Source organism: Bradyrhizobium sp. WBOS08, assembly GCF_024585125.1.
Lineage (GTDB): Bacteria > Pseudomonadota > Alphaproteobacteria > Rhizobiales > Xanthobacteraceae > Bradyrhizobium > Bradyrhizobium japonicum_B.
On the sequence record NZ_CP028988.1, the window covers coordinates 5,303,033 to 5,321,870 of the forward strand.

Below are 18,838 nucleotides of genomic sequence, written 5' to 3' on the forward strand. Positions count from 1 at the left end.
GCGCGTCAGTGCTCACCGCCCATCTGGGCGAGGAGCTCCTCGATATCGACATCGACCTGGCCCGCGGCCCTGACGTGGCGGACCTCGAGACTGTCGGGTCGAAAGCGATACTCGACCAGCCCGACCTCCTTGATCGCTATCCTGTCCTGCCGCCGATCATTGATGACGAAGCCGGCCGACGGTGCCCAGACATGGCGGGTGTGGCGCCAGGTGAAGTCGCGCCGCTGGTGCACGTGGCCGCTGGCGACGAGGCGCAGATCGATCGTCCCGAGCATCTCGATCAGCCGCGCCCGCGCTGGCTGCGGCACGTAGCGGATCGAGGTCTCCGGCGCTTCAGGATCGTCGGGCAGGTCGAGAAACAGCGGCTTGTGCAGGAACAGCGCGACCGGCCTGCCGTTCGTGCGTGATATCTCCGAGGCGAGCCAATCGAATTGCTCCGCCTCGAAGGCGAGCCCTGAATTCATCACCAGCGAATTGAGGCCGATGAAGCGCCAGCCCGCGGCTTCGAATGCCCAATGATCCTCGCCGACGATTTCGCAGAACTGCCGGCAATGCGCCTCGCTGACCGGCGGCTTCGGCGCCGGCCCGATCGCGGTCGGATTATCGCCGATGTCGTGATTGCCGGGGATGTAGCGGCATGCGACGGGCAGGGCATCGTGCAGGCCTTTGGCGAAGACCATATCGTCGCGGCCGGTCGGGCCGTCGAAGGCGACATCGCCGGTGTTGACGACGAGATCGGGCCGATCAGTGTCGATGTGCTCGCAAACCCGGTGGAAGTTGGCGACGAGGCCAGGGAAGCGGCGGCCGAGATGGGTGTCGGAAATCTGGGTCAGGCGAAATTCGGACATGCGACCAACTTACCCGTGGTCGCGCGGCGGAACGATGACGGCGCCGGCATGGATCGCGCCGAACAAAGTTTAAAGCACGCGGTAGCGGATCGTGTAGCCGTCCTGCGGCGCGATCGGACCGGCAAGCGGCGAGGCGATGCGGTCGGCGAGGTGCCAGGGGCCGAACTCGCCGGTGCGATGCGGTTCGGCGGGCAGCCGGAGACGGAACTCGAACGTGCCCTTGCCCGGCAGATTCACGACCAGCATGCGGTCCGCGGTGCGGTGGTTGAGCGCGACGGCGCCGCGCAGCAGCGCGCGGCCGTCGGCGAGATCGCGTACGCCGCCGATCAGCGCCAGCGTCTGGTTGCGGTCGGTGTGCAGCTCGATCTGGCTGTCGGTCATGGCCGTCAGCATCTCGCGGGGCATGCGGATCTCGAACTCGACGGCGGGCTTGGACGGATTGAGGCCGAGATAGGCAAGTGCGGCGTGACGCATGTCGTAGGCGGCAAAAGCGAACAGCGCGAGCGCGGCGAGCGCCGCAAGGCCATGCCGGGCCACGTCCCGCCAGCTCCGGTAGCTCAGACGAAAATACACCGTCATCGCCAGCGCGACCGCGAGTGCCATCGCGATACCCGACAGCGCAGACATCAGGATACCGAGCTGGCCGTCGGTGGATAAGGTCCAGAGGCTGGACAGGGTGGTCATGGCGCCATCTCGCCTTGGGCCCCCGAGAGGGGCCGAAATCGCTTTAACTATCGGTGGTTGGTCGCAAGATCGGGAAGGCCGGTTCAACTCGCTGATTGTCAGCGTCGGAAGTCTCCTCTAATGACGGTCCGCGCAGCGTTTCGCCTTCCGGGAAAGTTCCGATGTCCGTTCAAATGGTCTTGCTGCCGGTCTTCGTCCAGATCGGGCTCACCTTCGCCCTGCTGATCGGCATGGTCGTTGCGCGCCGCAAGACGCTGGTCTCGGGCGAGACAAGGATCCGCGACATCGCGCTGGGCGAGCCGAACTGGCCCAAGGGCGCCACCCAGATCGCCAATTGCTACCGCAACCAGTTCGAGCTGCCGGTGCTGTTCTACGTCCTGATCGCGCTGGCCTTACCGTTGCGCCGCGCCGATCTCTTCATCGTGCTGATGTCATGGGTGTTCGTGGTGACGCGCTTTGCCCACGCCGGGGTCTTCGTCTCCTCGAACGATCTCGGCCGGCGCTCCACGGTCTGGCTCGCCGGCGTGCTGGTGCTGCTGGCGATGTGGATCTACTTCGCGCTCAAGCTCTTGTTGCTGATCTAGGCGCCCGCGCCCGTCCATGCTGATCTGAAAGATCGAGAATGACCCCCGCTGCCCGGCTGTCCGCAGCCATCGAACTGATCGACACCATCGAGAAGGATCGCGTGCCCGCGGCCAAGGCGCTGAAGGAGTGGGGCACCGCGCACCGCTTCGCCGGTTCCGGCGACCGCGCCGCCATCGCCGGCCTGGTCTGGGACGTGCTGCGCCGCTACGCCTCGAGCGCGTATCTGATGGATTCCGATACCGCGCGCGCGCGGCTGATCGGCATGCTCCGGCTCGAGCGCGGCATGGACGCGGCGACGATGGGCGCCTTGTTTGACGGCAGCCGCTTCGCCCCGGCGCCGTTGACCGAGGCCGAGCAGGCTGCGCTCGCCTCGCGGTCGCTCGAGGGTGCGCCGGCCGCGATCGCCGGCGACTATCCCGAATGGCTGGATCCGCACCTTGCAAAGGTGTTCGGCGAGGACCGTGCGGCGGAGGCGGTCGCGATGGCCAGCCGGGCCCCGCTCGACCTGCGCGTCAATACGCTAAAATCCAATCGCGACAAGGTGCTGCGCAATCTTGCTCATCTTCATGCGAAACCGACGCCGTGGTCCGCAACCGGCTTGCGCATCGAGCTTTCGGCCGATGCGCGCAACCCCGGCATCCAGGCGGAAGAGGATTTCATCAAGGGCGCCGTTGAAGTGCAGGATGAGGGATCGCAGCTGGCGGCGCAATTCACCGCGGCGAAGCCCGGCGAGCAGGTGATCGACCTCTGCGCCGGCGCCGGCGGCAAGACGCTGGCGCTCGCCGCGCTGATGCAGGGCAAGGGCCGGCTGATCGCGACCGACCGCGACAAGCGCCAGCTCGCGCCGATCCACGAGCGGCTGTCGCGCGCCGGCGTGCACAATGCCGATGTGCGCACGCCCAAGGGCGAGGTCGATCCGTTGGCCGACATCCGTGCCTCGGCTGATCTGGTCGTGATCGATGCGCCCTGCACGGGAACTGGAACCTGGCGCCGTAACCCCGATGCGAAATGGCGCATGCGCCCCGGCGCGCTGGAGATTCGCCTGCGCGACCAGGCCGAGGTGCTGGCGCGGGCGGTTCCGCTGGTAAAGCCGGGCGGCCGTATCGCCTACATCACCTGCTCGGTGCTGGCGGAAGAGAACGGCGAGCAGGTGAGGGCGTTCGTCGCGCGCCATGGCGAGTTTGCGGTTCAACCGCCCGAGCAGACAGCAAGCGTGCTCTGGGACAAGGCCGACGCTTTTGCGCAAGCCGCGCTGCGGTCGGAGGAAGGCTGGCTGATGACGCCGCGACGTACCGGCACGGACGGGTTTTTCGTGGCGGTGCTGAAAAAGACGTAGCTCCTGTCGGGTGGGCAAAGCGAAGCGTGCCCACGCTCTTGCCCATCGTTGAAAGGTGGTGGGCACGGCGCGAAGTGCGCGCCTTTGCCCACCCTACGACACCGCCCTTGACGCTCCCAAACAAAAGCCCCGCGAACCGGATCCCGGTCGCGGGGCCTTTTAACTCTGGCGTTCTGCCGGTACGTCCGCGGTCAGAACGTTGCGCGGGCGTTAGCCGACGCGGAGATTGTCAGCCGACGACTTGCCGCTGCGGCGGTCGGCGACGATGTCGAACGAGACCTTCTGACCCTCGTTGAGGGAGGAAAGGCCAGCGCGCTCGACGGCGCTGATGTGCACGAACACGTCCTTCTGGCCGTCGTCCGGCTGAATGAAACCATAACCCTTTTGGGTGTTGAACCACTTCACGGTGCCCATAGCCATGGGAATTTCCTTTAGTTAGTTAGAGAGAGTACGCACGTGGACCGGAACGCAGCATTGCGCCCATAGCCCTGTTCAGTCGATGTTTGGAGAAGTCATCTGAAGCGTGCGCGCCCGTTAGCAACGAGGCGAAGCGGCCCAGTCGTTCGGCCAAGTATCGATGATCACAATATAGCGAGAATTTGGGGCCAGTTCAAGGCACCACCCGTGGCTCGGAACGTCGCAGGACTTTGCTATTTTGCGGTGCAAATTAACCGCTCGCCGCAACTCAGTCCACGATGAAGAGCGTCGCTCCGGTTGCAGTCGAGGACCGGTGCGCGGCGTCGCCGAAATCCGAGACCTGGTAGCTCATCCCCGCCGTCAGCTTGAAGGTGCGCCCGTCGCGCAGCTCGGAATCGAGCTCGCCCTTCAACACGTAGAGGACGTGGCCGCGGTCGCACCAATGGTCGGCCAGGTAGCCCGGCGAATATTCCACCATCCGCACCCGGAGATCGCCGATATTGAGCGTACGCCACTTGGCCTCTCCCGTCTCACCAGGATGCGTGGTTGCCTCGACCTTGCTCCAGTCGGTGACGGTGAAGGGGGAGGTGGGGAGTTTCATGGGGAGAATCCGGTCAATGCGTTTGTGCGCTCTCCCTCATAGCTGCAAACGCGACCGTCGCAAGTCGTCGGCGGCACCGGAGAGGGCCGGCGACGACGGGCGGGCTGCTAAATATCGAGCTCGGCCCAGATCGCGGCATGGTCGGAGGCGGCCTCGACTTCCCTGGTGATCGTCGGAAAATGAGGGAAGAGGTCGCCGTTCTTGCCGCCCCAGACGCCCAGGCGGAAGATGCCGCCGGCGGTCGCCTTGTCGAACAGGGCCGGTGACAGCAGGACGTAGTCGATCTTGTTCGACGCGGTGCCGTTCTTGAAGGTGCCCGGTCGGCCGCCATCATCGAACCCGTCGAGCTCGCTGATGTCCTTCAGCCCGGTTTGATGAAACAGCGGGCTGAGCGGATCGCTGTCCGGCGTGTCGTTGAAGTCGCCGATCACCGCGATGAAGTCGTGCTTTTGGCGGAGCTGGCGATAGATGGTCGCGGTGCGTGCGGCCTGACGCTTGCGCTTGGCGTTGGACGTCGCCTGGGAGCCGAATCCCTTGCTCTTGAAGTGATTGGCGAGAACGACGAGCGAATTTCCCTCCGCCGTCTGAACCTCGAACTGCGCGCAATCCCGGCTGAAGATGACGCCATCCTCGTCTTCGTCATCGACGTGGCTCGCGATCGAGACGATCTCGAACTTCTTCTTGGTCATGAGCCCGACATCGATGCCGCGATCGTCATTGCCGTCGATCAGCATGATGTGGTCGTAGGGCGTTGCCTCGACGGAGGGCATCACGTCCTTGCAGAACCGGACGAGGGCGGGCCGGCTTTCCGCTTCCACCACGCCGAGCACGTCCGCATCGATCTCCTTCATGACCCGCGCGGTGTTCCGTGTCGCCTCTTCGTTGACCTGCTCCACCGTCAGATCGACCCATCCGATCCAGTCGCCCCGTCCGTCCGCAACGACCTGGATGGGTCCGCTTTGCGGCCGCTTGACGAGATGGCCGCGATTCTGGCGCAGGATCGCGTATTTGTTCTCGTCGGACTTCTTGAGGCCGAGCACATCCAGCAGCTCGACGATCTTCTTCTTGTCGTTCGCTGTGTATTTGTCCTTGCCGAGGATGGCGTTGATGTCGGCCTGCGCCTTCAGGATGGTCTTGCCTTCCTCCGAGAAGCCGGGGCCGCTGAGCGCCCGCGCACGCATGAAAAGATTTTCCACGTTGAAGGATGCGAGCTTCATGAAAATCTCCCAGGGATGAAAAATACAATTCAATCAATGGTAGAGATTATCAAAAAACTCGCATCAAGTCGAGGCGCTCGGATGCTCGCACGGCCGCGTGCGGCGAGCGGCGCCGGCCTTCGTCATATCGTCACAATCAGATGCGGAGAACCGTCACCCCACCAGATGGTTCGCCGAGCCCTGCACGATCAGGCCCGCATCGTTCACCCGCAGATATTCGCAGATCTTCATGCCGCGCTCGTTCGCGTAGAACACCACCACGCTGTCGGGACTGACGAACAGATCGATCAGCGAAAAATGCAGCTGCGGCACCAGGGAGAGCGCCTTGCCCCAATAGGCGCGCAAGGCATCCTTGCCCCGCACCGTGCCGCTGGCGTCGAATCCGAGCATCGGGATGCGGTCCGAGGTCATGACGGCGGCCTCGTCGTAGAGCGCGAGCACGCGCTCGAGATCGCGCGCGTTCCAGGCCTCGACCCAGCTTCGGCCGAGCGTGGCCAACGTTGATGGCTGATGCTGCGAAGACATCTGCTGCAAAGACATGGCGTTCTCCCTGATCGCCCCAGTTTGAGAGTGGGGCATAATAGGTCAATATTACGTACCTATATCAGTTTGTCCATGCCCAAAGAAGCATGTGGGCGCGCGGCCACCGCGGTTGCGGCGCGGGCGGCGCCAGCGTATCTGCTGGCCATGACAGCAGCACAGAACGACCGCTCCGCGTCGACGCCCTCCGTGGCCTCGGCGCATGACAAGATTCTCATCGTCGACTTCGGCAGTCAGGTGACGCAGCTGATCGCGCGCCGCGTGCGCGAGGACGGCGTCTATTGCGAGATCGTCCCGTTCAACAAGGCGGAAGCCGCCTTCGACGAGATGAAGCCGAAAGCGGTGATCCTCTCCGGCGGCCCTGAATCGGTGCACGAGGCCGGCTCGCCCCGCGCCCCGCAACGGATCTTCGAGTCCGGCGTGCCCGTGATGGGCATCTGCTACGGCCAGATGACCATGGCGGCGCAGTTAGGGGGCGAGGTCGAGGGCGGCCATCACCGCGAATTCGGCCGCGCCGATGTCGAGGTCAAAGCGCCGAGCAAGCTGTTCGAGGACGTCTGGTCACCCGGCGGCAAGAACCAGGTCTGGATGAGCCACGGCGACCGCATCACAAAGATGCCGCCGGGCTTCTCCGTCGCCGGCACCTCGCCGAACGCGCCGTTCGCGATCATCCAGGACGAGACGCGCAAATATTACGGCCTGATGTTCCACCCCGAAGTGGTGCACACGCCGGACGGCGCCAAGCTGATCCGCAACTTCGTCCGCAAGATCGCCGGCCTCACCGGCGACTGGACCATGCGCGCCTTCCGCGAGGAGGAGATCGCAAAGATCCGCCAGCAGGTCGGCAAGGGCAAGGTGATCTGCGGCCTTTCCGGCGGCGTCGATTCCGCGGTCGCGGCCGTCCTGATCCACGAGGCGATCGGCGACCAGCTCACTTGCGTCTTCGTCGATCACGGCCTGCTGCGTCTCGACGAAGCCAAGACCGTGGTCGACCTGTTCCGCCACCATTACAACATCCCGCTCGTGCACGTGGACGCCTCCAAGCAGTTCCTGGGCGAGCTCGAAGGCGTCACCGACCCCGAAACCAAGCGCAAGACCATCGGCCGCCTCTTCATCGAGGTGTTCGAGCAGGAGGCCAAGAAGATCGGCGGCGCCGACTTCCTGGCGCAAGGCACGCTCTATCCCGACGTGATCGAGAGCGTCTCCTTCACCGGCGGCCCCTCCGTCACCATCAAGTCGCACCACAATGTCGGCGGCCTGCCTGAACGCATGAACATGAAGCTCGTCGAGCCCCTGCGCGAGCTGTTCAAGGACGAGGTGCGCAAGCTCGGGCGCGAGCTCGGCCTCCCCGAAATCTTCGTCGGCCGCCACCCGTTCCCGGGCCCGGGCCTTGCCATCCGCTGCCCCGGCGAGATCACCAAGGACAAGCTCGACATCCTGCGCAAGGCCGATGCCGTCTACATCGATCAGATCCGCAAGCACGGCCTCTACGACGAGATCTGGCAGGCCTTCGCGGTGCTGCTCCCGGTCAAGACGGTCGGCGTCATGGGCGACGGCCGCACCTATGATTATGTGGTTGGCCTGCGCGCCGTGACCTCCACCGACGGCATGACCGCGGACTTCTACCAGTTCGACATGAAGTTTCTGGGCGAGACCGCGACGCGCATCATCAACGAGGTGAAGGGCGTGAACCGGGTGGTGTATGACGTCACCAGCAAGCCGCCGGGCACGATCGAATGGGAGTAGGGGCAAACACTTCGAGGACGGATGGCGCACAAGATCTACACGATGAGTTTTGCGAGCGCCTATCCGCACTACGTTGCGAAGGCGGAGAGGAAGGGCCGCACGAAGGCGGAGGTCGACGAGATCATCTGCTGGCTGACCGGACACACGCAGAGAACACTGGACAAGGAACTCGCGAAGAAAACCTCCTTTGAAGATTTCTTCGCTCACGCCCCCCGTATGAATACCTCGCGTTCGCTCATCACGGGCACGATCTGCGGCGTCCGCGTCGAGAACATCGAAGAACCGATCATGCGGGAAATCCGCTATCTCGATAAGCTGATCGATGAACTCGCCAAGGGCAGGGCGATGAAAACCATCCTGCGTGGGGAAGTGCCTGGCGGGTCGAACTGAGTGGTTGATCAAACATCGTCCGCACGCTGGAGCCGTCCGTATGGGGGCGATTTTTGGGCCGCTGCCAAGCCGGCCAGCCGGATGAGGGTCGAGATCGTCGTGTCGATCCGGAAGGTCTCGACAGCCCACAGAATCGTCGTCCGCGTGTGAACCGTTCTCAGCTTTGCGGCGTTGAAGCACAGTGCAGGACGCCTCCTTTGCCCCAGAACCATACATCCTGATCCTGACGGGAGCGGGTCTGCTGATCGCGCTCGTCGCGTGGCTGCCGCTCGCCCTGAAGCGGCTGCCGCTGTCTTTGCCGATCGTCTGCATCGGGATCGGTGCTGCGATCTTTTCGCTGCCGGCCGTCACGCTGCGGCCATTGCCGCTCGACTATCCCGAAATCACCGAGCGTTTCACCGAGTTCGTCGTGATCATCGCGCTGATGGGGGCCGGCCTGAAGCTCGATCGCCCGTTCAGTTGGCGAAAGTGGAGCGTTACCTGGCGGCTGCTGGCGATCACGATGCCGATCGGAATCCTGGCAATCACGGCATTGGGCGGGTGGACGCTGGGCCTGTCCTGGATCGCGGCGCTGCTGTTGGCGGCAAGCCTGGCGCCGACCGATCCGGTGCTGGCGTCCGACGTTCAGGTCGGGCCGCCAAAGACCGGGGAGGAGGATGAGGTTCGCTTCGGCCTCACATCCGAGGCCGGCTTGAACGACGGCTTCGCCTTTCCATTCGTGCATCTTGCGATCGCCCTCGGCTTGGCGGCGACGACGGGGGAGCCATGGGCGGGGAAGTGGCTGCTCCACAACGTGCTGTGGGAGATTGGCGCCGGCCTGATCGGTGGCTGGCTCATTGGCCGGCTGTTCGGCTGGCTCACGTTCCACGTCCCCGCCGACACGAAGCTGGCGAAGACGGGAGACGGTCTCATCGCGATCGCCGCCACATTCGTTTCTTACGGTGTCACCGAGCTGATCCACTGCTACGGTTTCCTCGCCGTCTTCGTCACCGCGCTGACGCTACGGCGATCGCACCGCGATCACGAATTCAACCGGCAAATGCACGACATCACCGAGCAGGTGGAGCGGCTGGCCATGATGGTCCTGCTGCTGTTGTTCGGCGGAGCGCTGGTCAGCGGTTTGCTCCGCCCGCTTCAGTTGGTGGACGTGGCGGCCGCGTTGGCGATCCTGCTCATCATCCGGCCGATCGGCGGGCTCGTCGCGCTGACTGGATTCAAGGCGCGCTTCTCGGAGAAGATGACGCTGGCCTTCTTCGGAATCCGAGGTGTGGGCTCGTTCTACTATCTGGCCTATGGGCTCAACCATATGGAGCTGACGGTCGGCGAGCGGCTGTGGGCGATCGTTGGCCTCGTCGCGCTGTTCTCGATTCTGCTTCACGGGCTGACGGTCACGCCTGTCATGCGACTGCTCGACAGGAGCCAGGGGCGCGATCCAGACGCCGACGAGGAAGCTCCGCCGCCAAGCCAGAAGAGACCGGCGTCGGCGTAGGAGGAGGGGAGCAGCATTCGGGCCGACATTGTTGTTCTTGCAAGAAGTCGGGATGCATCGGCGTCACCGCTCGATGCCCCTGATCATGCAGGCGGCGAGTGCGGCGAGGAACGACTCGGCCGGGATGACAGCAGCGAAGCCGGGTTCCCATCGCTCCCTTCTCAGACGCTTGCTGTCGGTCGGACGACGATCTCGCTGACGTCGACATCGTCTGGCTGCTCGATCGCGTAGTGCACGGCGCGGGCGATCGCGTCCGGCTTCAGGGCGATGGCGCGGTAGGTCACCATCGCTTCGGCGGCCACCGGGTCGGTGATCGTGTCGGCCAGCTCGCTTTCGACCACGCCTGGATGGATGCAGGTCACCCGGATCTTGTCGTTCTCCTGCCGCAGGCCATCCGAGATCGCCCGCACCGCATATTTGGTCGCGCAATAGACGGCGGCGGTGGGCGAGACGCTCAGCGCGCCGATCGAGGCGATGTTGATGATGTGGCCGGAGCCGCGCGCCGTCATCTCCGGGAGCACCGCGGCGATGCCGTAGAGCACGCCCTTGATGTTGACGTCGACCATCCGGTCCCATTCGTCGACCTTCAGCGAGGCCATGAGTGACAGCGGCATGACGCCGGCATTGTTGACGATGACGTCGACACGGCCGAACTCTCCGCGCGCGGTCTCGGCAAATGCCGCGACATCGGCGCGATCGGTCACGTCGAGGCGCCGGATGCGCACCGCGCCGTCCGCCAACCTTATTTCTTCGGCAAGCGCTTCAAGCCGGTCGGTGCGGCGGGCGCCGAGCATCAGCTTCGCGCCGGCGGCGCCGAGTTCGCGGGCAATGCCCGCACCGATACCGCTCGAGGCGCCGGTGACGAGGACCACCTTATCCATGCTGTGTCTCCTTTCCGTCGCAACACTCCGCTGCGATTGCGAGCAATATGAACTCGCCCTATTGTCGCGATAAGTCCTCCATTCATTGACAGCTTGGAAAGTCAATCTAACCAATGCAGCCCGATCTCAACGCTCTCGCTGTGTTCGCGCTGGTGGCCGAGGAGCGCAGCTTTCGCGCTGCCGCGGACCGGATGGGGGTGACGCGTTCCGCGGTCAGCCAAGCCATTCAGCGGCTCGAGGAGACGCTGGGCACTGCGCTCGTGCGGCGGACGACGCGCAGCGTCAGCCTGACCGAGGCGGGCGAGCACCTCTATGCGCAAACGGCGCCCGCGATCGCCGACATGCGCGCTGCCGTTGAGGCGGCAGGCAGCCTGGGCGGTCGCCCGCGCGGGCAGTTGCGGCTGGCCGTCTCGTCGATCGCCGAACGCTTCCTGGCGGGACCGTTCCTGGCGAGCTTCGCCGAAGCCAATCCTGAGATTCAGATCGACGTCACCGTGACCGGCGAGGACTTCGATATCTTTGCCCAGGGTTATGACGCGGGCGTGCGGCTGGGCGAAGCGATCGAGCAGGACATGATCGCGGTTTCGGTGGCGGGGGACGAGCGGCAGCTCGCGGTCTGCTCGCCGGGTTATCGCGACCGGTTCGGCACGCCCGTGCATCCGCGCGAACTGGCCGCGCACCGTTGCATCGGTTGGCGGCCCGCGCCGAAGGTGGCGCCCTATCGCTGGGAATTTTCGGAGCGGGGGCGTGAGTTCAGCGTCGATGTGGCACCGGAGATCACGACCAACGACATGGCGCTGATGATCAAGCTCGCCGTCGCGGGCGCCGGCATCACGTTCGGCATGGAGGAAAGCTTCCGCCCCTGGTTCGCCCGGGGCGAACTCGTACCGATCCTGGAAGACTATTGTCCCTACTTTGCCGGCTTTTATCTCTACTATCCGAGCCGGCGCAATCTTGCGCCCAAGCTGCGCGCGCTGGTCGAGCATCTGCGGCGTTCACGATGATATGCGTCGCATGGCACAGCTATCTGGCGCTACGCGCAGCGGGACCGAAGTTCGGTGCTGCCGTTTTGACCGCCTCCGCAGCATCCGCTGCGCCCCGAATGTCGAAGCGAGCTTCAATTGCTGCCCGCTGCAGACCGTGCGAGGGTAGGACATTCAGGCCTATTGAGACCGTAATGTGCCGACGATATCGTCCAGGAACAGTGCCTGCAGAATGCCTGAAGACCTCGACATCTGATGATCGAGGCAGCTGGAACCCGCGCAGGTTGAAAGCGTTGCCTGCAGGCCGCAATTGATGTCGGGGGCGGAGCTATGTCCGATTTACTGCCCAGCGCGTTGGATCTTGCGCGCTTCCAGTTCGCCTTCACGGTTGTCTGGCACTTCCTGTTTCCGGCCTTCACCATCGGATTGGCGAGCTATCTCGCCGTGCTCGAAGGCCTGTGGCTGTGGACGGACCGCGGCGCCTATCTCGATACCTATCGCTATTGGCTAAAGATCTTTGCTGTCGCCTTCGCCATGGGCGTCGTGTCGGGGATCGTCATGTCGTACCAGTTCGGCACCAACTGGTCGGTGTTTGCCGACAAGACATCGCCGGTGCTCGGACCGCTCCTTGGCTACGAAGTGCTGACGGCATTCTTTCTCGAGGCCGGCTTCCTCGGGGTGATGCTGTTTGGCCTTGGCCGCGTCGGCCCACGCCTGCATTTCGTTGCGACCTGCTTCGTCGCGGGCGGCACCTTGCTCTCGGCCTTCTGGATTCTGGCGGCGAATTCCTGGATGCAGACGCCGACGGGACATGGGACAGGACCGGACGGCCAGTTCATTCCCGAGAGCTGGCTCGCGATCATCTTCAATCCGTCGTTCCCCTACCGTTTCGCTCATACGGTGATGGCGGCTTACCTGACGACCGCGATGATCGTGGGCGCGGTGGGCGCCTGGCATCTCCTGCGGGACAGGATGAACGAGCGCGCCCGCATCATGTTTTCGATGGCAATGTGGATGGCTGCGATCGTGGCGCCGATGCAACTCCTGATCGGGGATTTGCACGGCGTGAATTCCTATCACCACCAGCCTACCAAGGTCGCCGCTATGGAGGGTCATTTCGAGACCGAGCGCCGCGCGCCGTCCATCCTGTTCGGCATGCCGGATGCCGATGCCGGCGTGACCCGCGGCCAGATCGCCATTCCCGGCTTCGCGAGTCTTTACCTCACGCACAGCCTCGATGGAGAGGTCAAGGGGCTGAAGGCGTTTCCGAAGGACACTTGGCCGACCAATATTCCGCTCGTGTTCTGGGCGTTCCGCATCATGGTCGGTCTGGGCATGCTGATGATCGCGCTGGGCGTGGCCTCGCTCATCCTGCGTTGGCGCGACAATCTCTATGACTCGCCGTGGCTGCACCGCTTTGCCGTGGCGATGGGACCGTCCGGGCTCGTCGCGGTGACCGCCGGATGGACCGTGACAGAGGCTGGCCGACAGCCTTTCACGGTTTATGGATTGCTGCGGACGGCCGATAGTGTCGCGCCGATCGCCGCGCCGGCGGTGGCCGCATCGCTCGCCGCATTCGTCGTGGTGTACTTCGTCGTGTTCGGCGCCGGCATTGCGTATCTGTTTCACCTCTTCCGCCAGACGCCTGAAGCCGGCGAGCACGGACCGCCGCAAGGCCAGCCGGTGCGCACGGCCGGCATCACGCCGGCGCCAGGGCTGGTCAATCGCGAGACGCACGGAGCAGAACCAAGGCAGGCGGGGATCAGGCCATGAGCATCGACCTCACACTGATTTGGGCGCTGTTGATCGCCACCGCGGTGTTGCTCTACGTGGTGATGGACGGCTTCGACCTTGGCGTCGGCATCCTGTTTCCGGCCGAGGCGGCAAGAGCCGAGCGCGACGTCATGGTCAATTCCGTGGCGCCGGTCTGGGACGGCAACGAAACCTGGCTCGTCCTTGGCGGCGGCGGATTGTTCGCGGTGTTTCCGCTGGCCTACGCCACGATCTTTCCCGCGCTTTACATGCCGCTCATTCTGATGCTGCTCGCCTTGGTGTTTCGCGGCGTCGCCTTCGAGATGCGGTTTCGGGCGCGGACATCCGCCGGTGAGATCTGGTGGGACCGCGCATTTTCGTGGGGCAGCTTTGCCGCGGCCTTCCTGCAGGGCGTCTGCCTCGGCGCCATCGTGCAGGGCATTCGCGTGGAGGGGCGGGCCTACGCCGGCGGCTGGTGGGATTGGCTGACTCCCTTCTCGGTGCTGACCGGAATTGCCCTGGTTGTCGGCTACGGCCTGCTCGGCGCGTGCTGGCTGATCTGGAAGACGGACGGCGCCCTTCAGGCACGCTGCCGGAACTATGCACGGGTTCTCGGCTTTGCGACGCTCGGCTTCATCGCGGTCATATCCTTGATGATGGTCATCCAAAGCGCGGCCTTTCGCGAGCGATGGCTGACGCTGCCGAACATGCTTTACGCAGCGCCTGTGCCGGTCCTCCTGGCTCTGCTGGCATGGCGCTTTCACCGCGCGCTCGCAAAGGGTGAGGACGGGATGCCGTTCCTGTGCGCGCTCGGCTTTTTCCTGCTGTCCTATGCCGGGCTGGGGATCAGCATGTGGCCGATGATCGTGCCGCCTTCCGTCACGATCTGGCAGGCGGCCACGCATCCCAGCAGCCAGTTGTTCCTGCTCGTCGGCGCAGCGGTGCTGGTGCCGGTGATCCTTGTCTACACCGGCTACGTCTACTGGATCTTCCGCGGCAAGGTCCGGCACGGCGAGGGATATCACTGATGCAGCGTGCATCCCGGACCTGGAGGCAACTGCTATGGTTAGTGACGCTGTGGGCCGCAGGTGTCACGACGCTCTTCGTGATCGCAATGCCGATCCGGTGGTTGCTTAGGACGGGATGAGGAGTCCGGAGTGCGCAGGATCGGCAGGACTGTCGCTCCTCTCGGCATAGCGCGGCGCCGCGAGGCCCTCGCGTGCGCGCTTGGCCAGTGATTGGCCACGTCATCCCGACTGTGCGTAGCTACCCGGCATAAACGTCGGATGCCCCGACCTGTGCTCCCGTGATACGACATCCGCATCGTCTTCAAGGAGCCCGCTTCATGTCCGTCGCGACTGCCGCCAGCCAGCAGCCCGCTGCCGCTGAAACCGATCCCGAAGCCCTCGGCTGGATGCGGGGCTTCCCGCCGTTGCCCGACCGCACCATCACCTTCCAGGACGGCTCATTCCGCAGCTTCCCCGAATTGCGCTGGGCCTGGAGCAACATCCGCCAGCTCGTGCCCACCGTGAATGTCTGGCGCGGGGCAGGACCTGCATCCGCGTTGCCACGCGAAGATCACGATATCGGCGCGGTGCCTTCCATCACGATGGACGGGCGGCCCATGACGTTCGCAAAAATGCTGGAGGAGACGTACACCGACGGCATCGCGGTGCTGCACAGGGGCAGGCTGATCTATGAGCGCTATTTCGGCGCCTTGAAGCCGCACAAGCCGCATATCGGAATGTCCGTGACGAAGTCGTTCACCGGCGTGCTCGCCGGCATTCTGGCCGCCGAGGGCAGGATCGATCCGCAGGCGCTCGTGACGGACTATGTGCCGGAGCTGAAGACAAGCGGGTTTGGGGATGCACGCGTGCACGAGGTCATGGATATGACCACCGGGCTCGCCTACACGGAAGTCTACACCGACAAGAGCTCGGACGTGTGGGGCCTTCGGCGCGCCAACGGCATGGCGCCGATCCCGCCGGGCTATGAAGGCCCGACCACCATTTTCGATTTCCTGATCGCGCAGAAGAAGCAGGGCGAGCACGGCAAGGCCTTCGCCTACAAGACCGTCAACACCGACGTGCTGGCGTGGATCATCAGGCGCGTCAGCGGCCTGACGCTGTCCGAGCTCTTGTCCGAGCGGATCTGGCAGCCGATGGGCGCGGAGGAGGACGCGCATTATCACGTCGACCGCATCGGCACCGAGAGCGGCGGCGGCGGTCTCTCCACGACCTTGCGCGACCTCGCCCGCTTCGGCGAGACCATGCGCAATCACGGCCGCTTCAACAGCCGCCAGATTGTGCCGTCGCAAGTGGTCGAGGACATCGCGCGCGGCGGCGATCCTGACAAATTCAAGCCGGCCGGCTACTCCACATTGCCGGGCGCGTCCTACCGCAACCAATGGTGGGTCACGCACAACGCGCACGGCGCTTACATGGCGCGCGGCGTCTACGGCCAGGGCATCTACATCGATCCCAAGGCCGAGATGGTGATCGCGCGCTACGCCTCGCATCCCATGGCCGGCAACGCCGCCAACGATCCGGTGACGCTGCCGGCCTACATGGCGCTGGCGAAGGCGCTGATGGCGCGCGGGTAGGGCGCCGCGCGCTCGCGCCTCACTCACGCGCCTCCTGCCAATGCGGGTAGGTGACGTAGGCGGTGAGGGCGCCTTGCTCGTGCGAGCGGATAGTGACCTTCTCGCCCTTCGGCATGTAGACGATCTCGCCGGGACCGGCGGTGACGGTGCTGCCATTGCTCGCAACCGAGAGCTTTCCTTCCAGGACGAGCATGACATCGTCGACCGCGAGCGTCTCGTCGAGGCTCTGGTTCGGGGCGTAGCGGCCGTAGCCGATCGTGATCGGTCCGCCGTGACGCTGGTCGATCACATTGCCGGCGAAGATTTCGCCGTCCTGTCCCGGCGAGCGTTCGAGCGGGGCATCGGTGATGGCAAATTTGCGAACTTTCATGAGTTCCGTCCGTTGCAGAGGGTTTGGTGGAGAGGGCATCGATAGACGCCCGGGCAGGTTGTTTGGTTTCGCGCCGGCTCGCGAGGCGGTTTGACGCAGCGGGTCGCGAAATATAAGAATTGACTTATATTAGTTCTGATTGATATTCCCTGCCTCGCAGGAAGCGAGACGGAGAAGCGCAGATGGAGATCGACGTCGCCAGAGTTCTGGGCCTTGTCACCCGTTCGGTGACGAATTTTGAGAAAGACGGGAGACCCGCGAGCGTCGTGACCCTGACGCGGCTTTACGACACCAGCGTCGACGATCTCTGGGACGCCGTGACCAGCAGGGAGCGGATCCCGCGCTGGTTCGCGCCGGTCGAGGGCGACCTCCGGCTCGGCGGACGCTATCAGGTCAAGGGCAATGCTGGCGGCACCATCACGTCCTGCACGCCGCCGACCCATTTCGCCGCGTCATGGGAGTTCGGCGGCGCGACGAGCTGGATCGACGTCAGGCTGGCGGCGGAGCGGCAGCAGGCGCGTTTGACGCTTGAGCACACCGCGATCATCGAGGATCATTGGAATCAGTTCGGCCCGGGTGCGGTCGGGGTCGGCTGGGATCTCGCGCTCGCGGGGCTCGAGCGATATCTTGCGACCGGGGCATCGGTCGATCATGAGACGGCAGAGGCGTGGATGGGCTCGCCGGAGGGCAAGGACTTCATGACGACCAGCGGCGAGGCCTGGCGTGCGGCGCATGTCGCAAGCGGCGTCGATCCGGACGAGGCGAAGCAGCGCTCGGACCGCACCATCGCGTTCTATCGCGGCGAGATGCCGCCGGACATCGCCCATCCCGGCACGGGAAGCTGATGCACGTCTTCGAGGTCCTCGCCGATCCCGTGCGCCGCCGCATCCTCGAGCTGCTCGGCCAAAACGAGATGGCGTCCGGCGAGGTCGTCGCAGTGATCGGCGCCGAGTTCGGCATCACCCAGGCGGCCGTCTCGCAGCACCTCAAGGTGCTGCGCGAAAGCGGCTTTGCAACCGTTCGCGCCGAGGCGCAACGGCGGCTCTACTCGGTCGACATTGCCGGGCTTCGCGCCGTGGATGCTTGGATCGGTCAGTTCCGGAATTTCTGGGAGCCGAAGCTCGACGCGCTGGCGACCGAGATCGCGCGCGGCAAACGCGAGCGCCGCAACGCGCCGGTGACCAAGCGGGGCGGGAAGAGGGCGTGAATGAATGCGTAGGGTGGATTAGCGGGCGGCTGCGCGAAGCGCAGTCGCCGGCGTAATCCACCATTCTCCCGCCAAGCCCTGCTAAAAGCGGCGAATTACGCTGCGCTAATCCGCCCTACGATCGCATGAGCTTCTCATACTTCTTCACCAGCCGCTCCCGCTTCAGCCGCGACAGCCGCTGGATCCAGAACATGCCGTCGAGCTGGTCGATCTCGTGCTGATGGCACACGGCGCGCAAGCCCTCGGAGTCCTCGGTTCGAGAGTTGCCGTCGACATCCTGATAGCTGATCCGCACCCGCGCGTGGCGCTGCACCTCGTCGTTGACGCCGGGCATCGAGACGCTGCCCTCGCGGTGCAGGATCATCTCGGGCGAGGCCCATTCGATGACCGGATTGACGTAGGCCTGCTGGTCCTCGCTGTCGCCGAGCTCGAGCACGACGAGCCGCAAGGGGACGCCGATATGGGGCGCGGTGATGCCGATGCCGGGCGCGGCGCGCATGGTTTCGAGCAGGTCCTGCGCGAGCGCGCGCAGCTCGTCGTCGAAAGTGGTGACGGGGCGGGCAGGCAGCGCGAGCCGGCGGTCGGGATAGCGGAGGATGGGGCGGATCGTCATGATGCGCCGCCTTACTGCCCGGGATACGGCGTGCCGTCCTTGCGCAGGAAGCGGCCGTCGGATGCCGGGCTCATCATATCGATGTCGGAGCAGGTGATGAGATCTTCCTGCGAGCGCGAGCCGATTTCGAGATAGACCGCCGTCGCATTCGACCTGTTGATCATGTGATGGCCGTTGCCGCTCGCCTTGGGGAAGGCCGCGCAATCGCCGGCGCGCAGCGGGGTTTCGCCCCCGTCCTCGATCAGCGTCACCTCGCCTTCGAGGATGTAGACGAACTCGTCCTCGTGCGAATGCCAGTGACGCTGGCTCGACCAGCCGCCGGGCGGCAGGCGCATCAGGTTGACCCCGAAATCCCTGAGGCCGCCGGCATCGCCGAGACGCTTGCGGATGCGTTCGGCGCAAGGTGCATCGAAGGGGGCGGGGTAGCCGGATCCCTTGCGGGCCGGCACCGTGGCGATGTCGATCTTTGGCATGGATGGTTCCTGCAATGGGAGGTGTTGTGGAGAACAATGCGGCCGCTACAATGATCCAGGGCCGAGCAGCTATGCTGAAGCCTGAAGCCAGACTGGAATCGTTG

General features: G+C 64.6%; 21 protein-coding genes. 11 read left to right on the top strand and 10 right to left on the bottom strand.

Annotated features, from left to right (window positions below; all coding sequences use genetic code 11):
• Positions 1 to 5: 5 nt before the first annotated feature.
• Positions 6 to 848, bottom strand: coding sequence for a metallophosphoesterase (locus DCM80_RS24765; protein WP_257194134.1), 843 nt, complete (start codon positions 846 to 848; stop codon positions 6 to 8).
• A 69-nt stretch (positions 849 to 917) separates the two neighbouring features.
• On the bottom strand, positions 918 to 1,532 hold the full coding sequence (locus tag DCM80_RS24770; protein ID WP_257194135.1) for an acriflavin resistance protein: 615 nt from the start codon (positions 1,530 to 1,532) through the stop codon (positions 918 to 920).
• A 161-nt stretch (positions 1,533 to 1,693) separates the two neighbouring features.
• On the opposite strand from DCM80_RS24770, the gene DCM80_RS24775 reads away from it, so the two are divergent.
• The gene (locus DCM80_RS24775; protein WP_257194136.1) at positions 1,694 to 2,116 is read left to right on the top strand and encodes an MAPEG family protein; all 423 of its coding nucleotides are present in this window, start codon (positions 1,694 to 1,696) and stop codon (positions 2,114 to 2,116) included.
• A gap of 38 nt (positions 2,117 to 2,154) precedes the next feature.
• A complete protein-coding gene (locus DCM80_RS24780; RefSeq protein ID WP_257194137.1) occupies positions 2,155 to 3,453 on the top strand; it encodes an RsmB/NOP family class I SAM-dependent RNA methyltransferase in 1,299 nt (432 codons plus the stop codon).
• A 210-nt stretch (positions 3,454 to 3,663) separates the two neighbouring features.
• Here the strand turns inward: DCM80_RS24780 and DCM80_RS24785 are convergent, their stop codons facing one another.
• From DCM80_RS24785 to DCM80_RS24800, 4 genes are all read right to left on the bottom strand, one after another.
• Complete coding sequence (locus DCM80_RS24785) at positions 3,664 to 3,873, bottom strand: cold-shock protein (protein ID WP_008141931.1); 210 nt, start codon at positions 3,871 to 3,873, stop codon at positions 3,664 to 3,666.
• 265 nt (positions 3,874 to 4,138) lie between these two features.
• Entirely contained in the window at positions 4,139 to 4,471 is a 333-nt protein-coding gene (locus tag DCM80_RS24790) for a DHCW motif cupin fold protein (RefSeq protein WP_028135824.1), read from the bottom strand.
• A 107-nt stretch (positions 4,472 to 4,578) separates the two neighbouring features.
• A complete protein-coding gene (locus tag DCM80_RS24795; protein ID WP_257194138.1) occupies positions 4,579 to 5,688 on the bottom strand; it encodes an endonuclease/exonuclease/phosphatase family protein in 1,110 nt (369 codons plus the stop codon).
• Positions 5,689 to 5,841: 153 nt separating this feature from the next.
• Positions 5,842 to 6,213 (bottom strand): nuclear transport factor 2 family protein, encoded by a 372-nt coding sequence (locus tag DCM80_RS24800; protein ID WP_257198038.1) that lies wholly within the window; start codon positions 6,211 to 6,213, stop codon positions 5,842 to 5,844.
• Positions 6,214 to 6,375: 162 nt separating this feature from the next.
• Here DCM80_RS24800 and guaA point away from each other — a divergent pair, with 162 nt between their 5' ends.
• The 3 genes from guaA (at position 6,376) to DCM80_RS24815 (ending at position 9,853) form a co-directional block, all read left to right on the top strand.
• The gene (guaA, locus tag DCM80_RS24805) at positions 6,376 to 7,974 is read left to right on the top strand and encodes a glutamine-hydrolyzing GMP synthase (protein WP_257194139.1); all 1,599 of its coding nucleotides are present in this window, start codon (positions 6,376 to 6,378) and stop codon (positions 7,972 to 7,974) included.
• A gap of 21 nt (positions 7,975 to 7,995) precedes the next feature.
• Positions 7,996 to 8,364, top strand: coding sequence for a DUF2200 domain-containing protein (locus tag DCM80_RS24810; RefSeq protein ID WP_257194140.1), 369 nt, complete (start codon positions 7,996 to 7,998; stop codon positions 8,362 to 8,364).
• Between the two features lie 181 nt (positions 8,365 to 8,545).
• Positions 8,546 to 9,853 carry a sodium:proton antiporter gene (locus DCM80_RS24815; RefSeq protein ID WP_257194141.1) on the top strand — a complete coding sequence of 436 codons (1,308 nt, stop codon included), beginning with the start codon at positions 8,546 to 8,548 and terminating at the stop codon, positions 9,851 to 9,853.
• A 161-nt stretch (positions 9,854 to 10,014) separates the two neighbouring features.
• Here the strand turns inward: DCM80_RS24815 and DCM80_RS24820 are convergent, their stop codons facing one another.
• A complete protein-coding gene (locus tag DCM80_RS24820; RefSeq protein ID WP_257194142.1) occupies positions 10,015 to 10,734 on the bottom strand; it encodes an SDR family oxidoreductase in 720 nt (239 codons plus the stop codon).
• Between the two features lie 113 nt (positions 10,735 to 10,847).
• Between DCM80_RS24820 and DCM80_RS24825 the strand changes: the two genes are divergently transcribed.
• The 4 genes from DCM80_RS24825 to DCM80_RS24840 all read left to right on the top strand — a co-directional run bounded on the left by DCM80_RS24825 (position 10,848) and on the right by DCM80_RS24840 (position 16,071).
• A complete protein-coding gene (locus tag DCM80_RS24825) occupies positions 10,848 to 11,738 on the top strand; it encodes a LysR family transcriptional regulator (protein WP_257194144.1) in 891 nt (296 codons plus the stop codon).
• Between the two features lie 309 nt (positions 11,739 to 12,047).
• On the top strand, positions 12,048 to 13,490 hold the full coding sequence (locus DCM80_RS24830; RefSeq protein ID WP_257194145.1) for a cytochrome ubiquinol oxidase subunit I: 1,443 nt from the start codon (positions 12,048 to 12,050) through the stop codon (positions 13,488 to 13,490).
• Entirely contained in the window at positions 13,487 to 14,497 is a 1,011-nt protein-coding gene (gene cydB / locus DCM80_RS24835; RefSeq protein WP_257194146.1) for a cytochrome d ubiquinol oxidase subunit II, read from the top strand. The genes DCM80_RS24830 and cydB overlap by 4 nt, the downstream gene beginning before the upstream one ends.
• Positions 14,498 to 14,814: 317 nt before the next feature.
• Positions 14,815 to 16,071, top strand: coding sequence for a serine hydrolase (locus tag DCM80_RS24840; protein WP_257194147.1), 1,257 nt, complete (start codon positions 14,815 to 14,817; stop codon positions 16,069 to 16,071).
• A gap of 19 nt (positions 16,072 to 16,090) precedes the next feature.
• On the opposite strand, the gene DCM80_RS24845 is transcribed toward DCM80_RS24840, so the two are convergent.
• A complete protein-coding gene (locus DCM80_RS24845; protein WP_257194148.1) occupies positions 16,091 to 16,441 on the bottom strand; it encodes an AraC family ligand binding domain-containing protein in 351 nt (116 codons plus the stop codon).
• Between the two features lie 182 nt (positions 16,442 to 16,623).
• On the opposite strand from DCM80_RS24845, the gene DCM80_RS24850 reads away from it, so the two are divergent.
• Both DCM80_RS24850 and DCM80_RS24855 read left to right on the top strand, forming a co-directional pair.
• A complete protein-coding gene (locus tag DCM80_RS24850; protein WP_257194149.1) occupies positions 16,624 to 17,286 on the top strand; it encodes an SRPBCC family protein in 663 nt (220 codons plus the stop codon).
• The gene (locus DCM80_RS24855) at positions 17,286 to 17,648 is read left to right on the top strand and encodes a helix-turn-helix transcriptional regulator (RefSeq protein WP_257194151.1); all 363 of its coding nucleotides are present in this window, start codon (positions 17,286 to 17,288) and stop codon (positions 17,646 to 17,648) included. Before DCM80_RS24850 ends, DCM80_RS24855 begins: the two co-directional genes overlap by 1 nt.
• A gap of 115 nt (positions 17,649 to 17,763) precedes the next feature.
• On the opposite strand, the gene DCM80_RS24860 is transcribed toward DCM80_RS24855, so the two are convergent.
• Both DCM80_RS24860 and DCM80_RS24865 read right to left on the bottom strand, forming a co-directional pair.
• Positions 17,764 to 18,261 (bottom strand): peptide deformylase, encoded by a 498-nt coding sequence (locus DCM80_RS24860; RefSeq protein WP_257194152.1) that lies wholly within the window; start codon positions 18,259 to 18,261, stop codon positions 17,764 to 17,766.
• A gap of 11 nt (positions 18,262 to 18,272) precedes the next feature.
• Positions 18,273 to 18,734 carry a cupin domain-containing protein gene (locus DCM80_RS24865; RefSeq protein ID WP_257194153.1) on the bottom strand — a complete coding sequence of 154 codons (462 nt, stop codon included), beginning with the start codon at positions 18,732 to 18,734 and terminating at the stop codon, positions 18,273 to 18,275.
• Between the last annotated feature and the right edge of the window lie 104 nt (positions 18,735 to 18,838).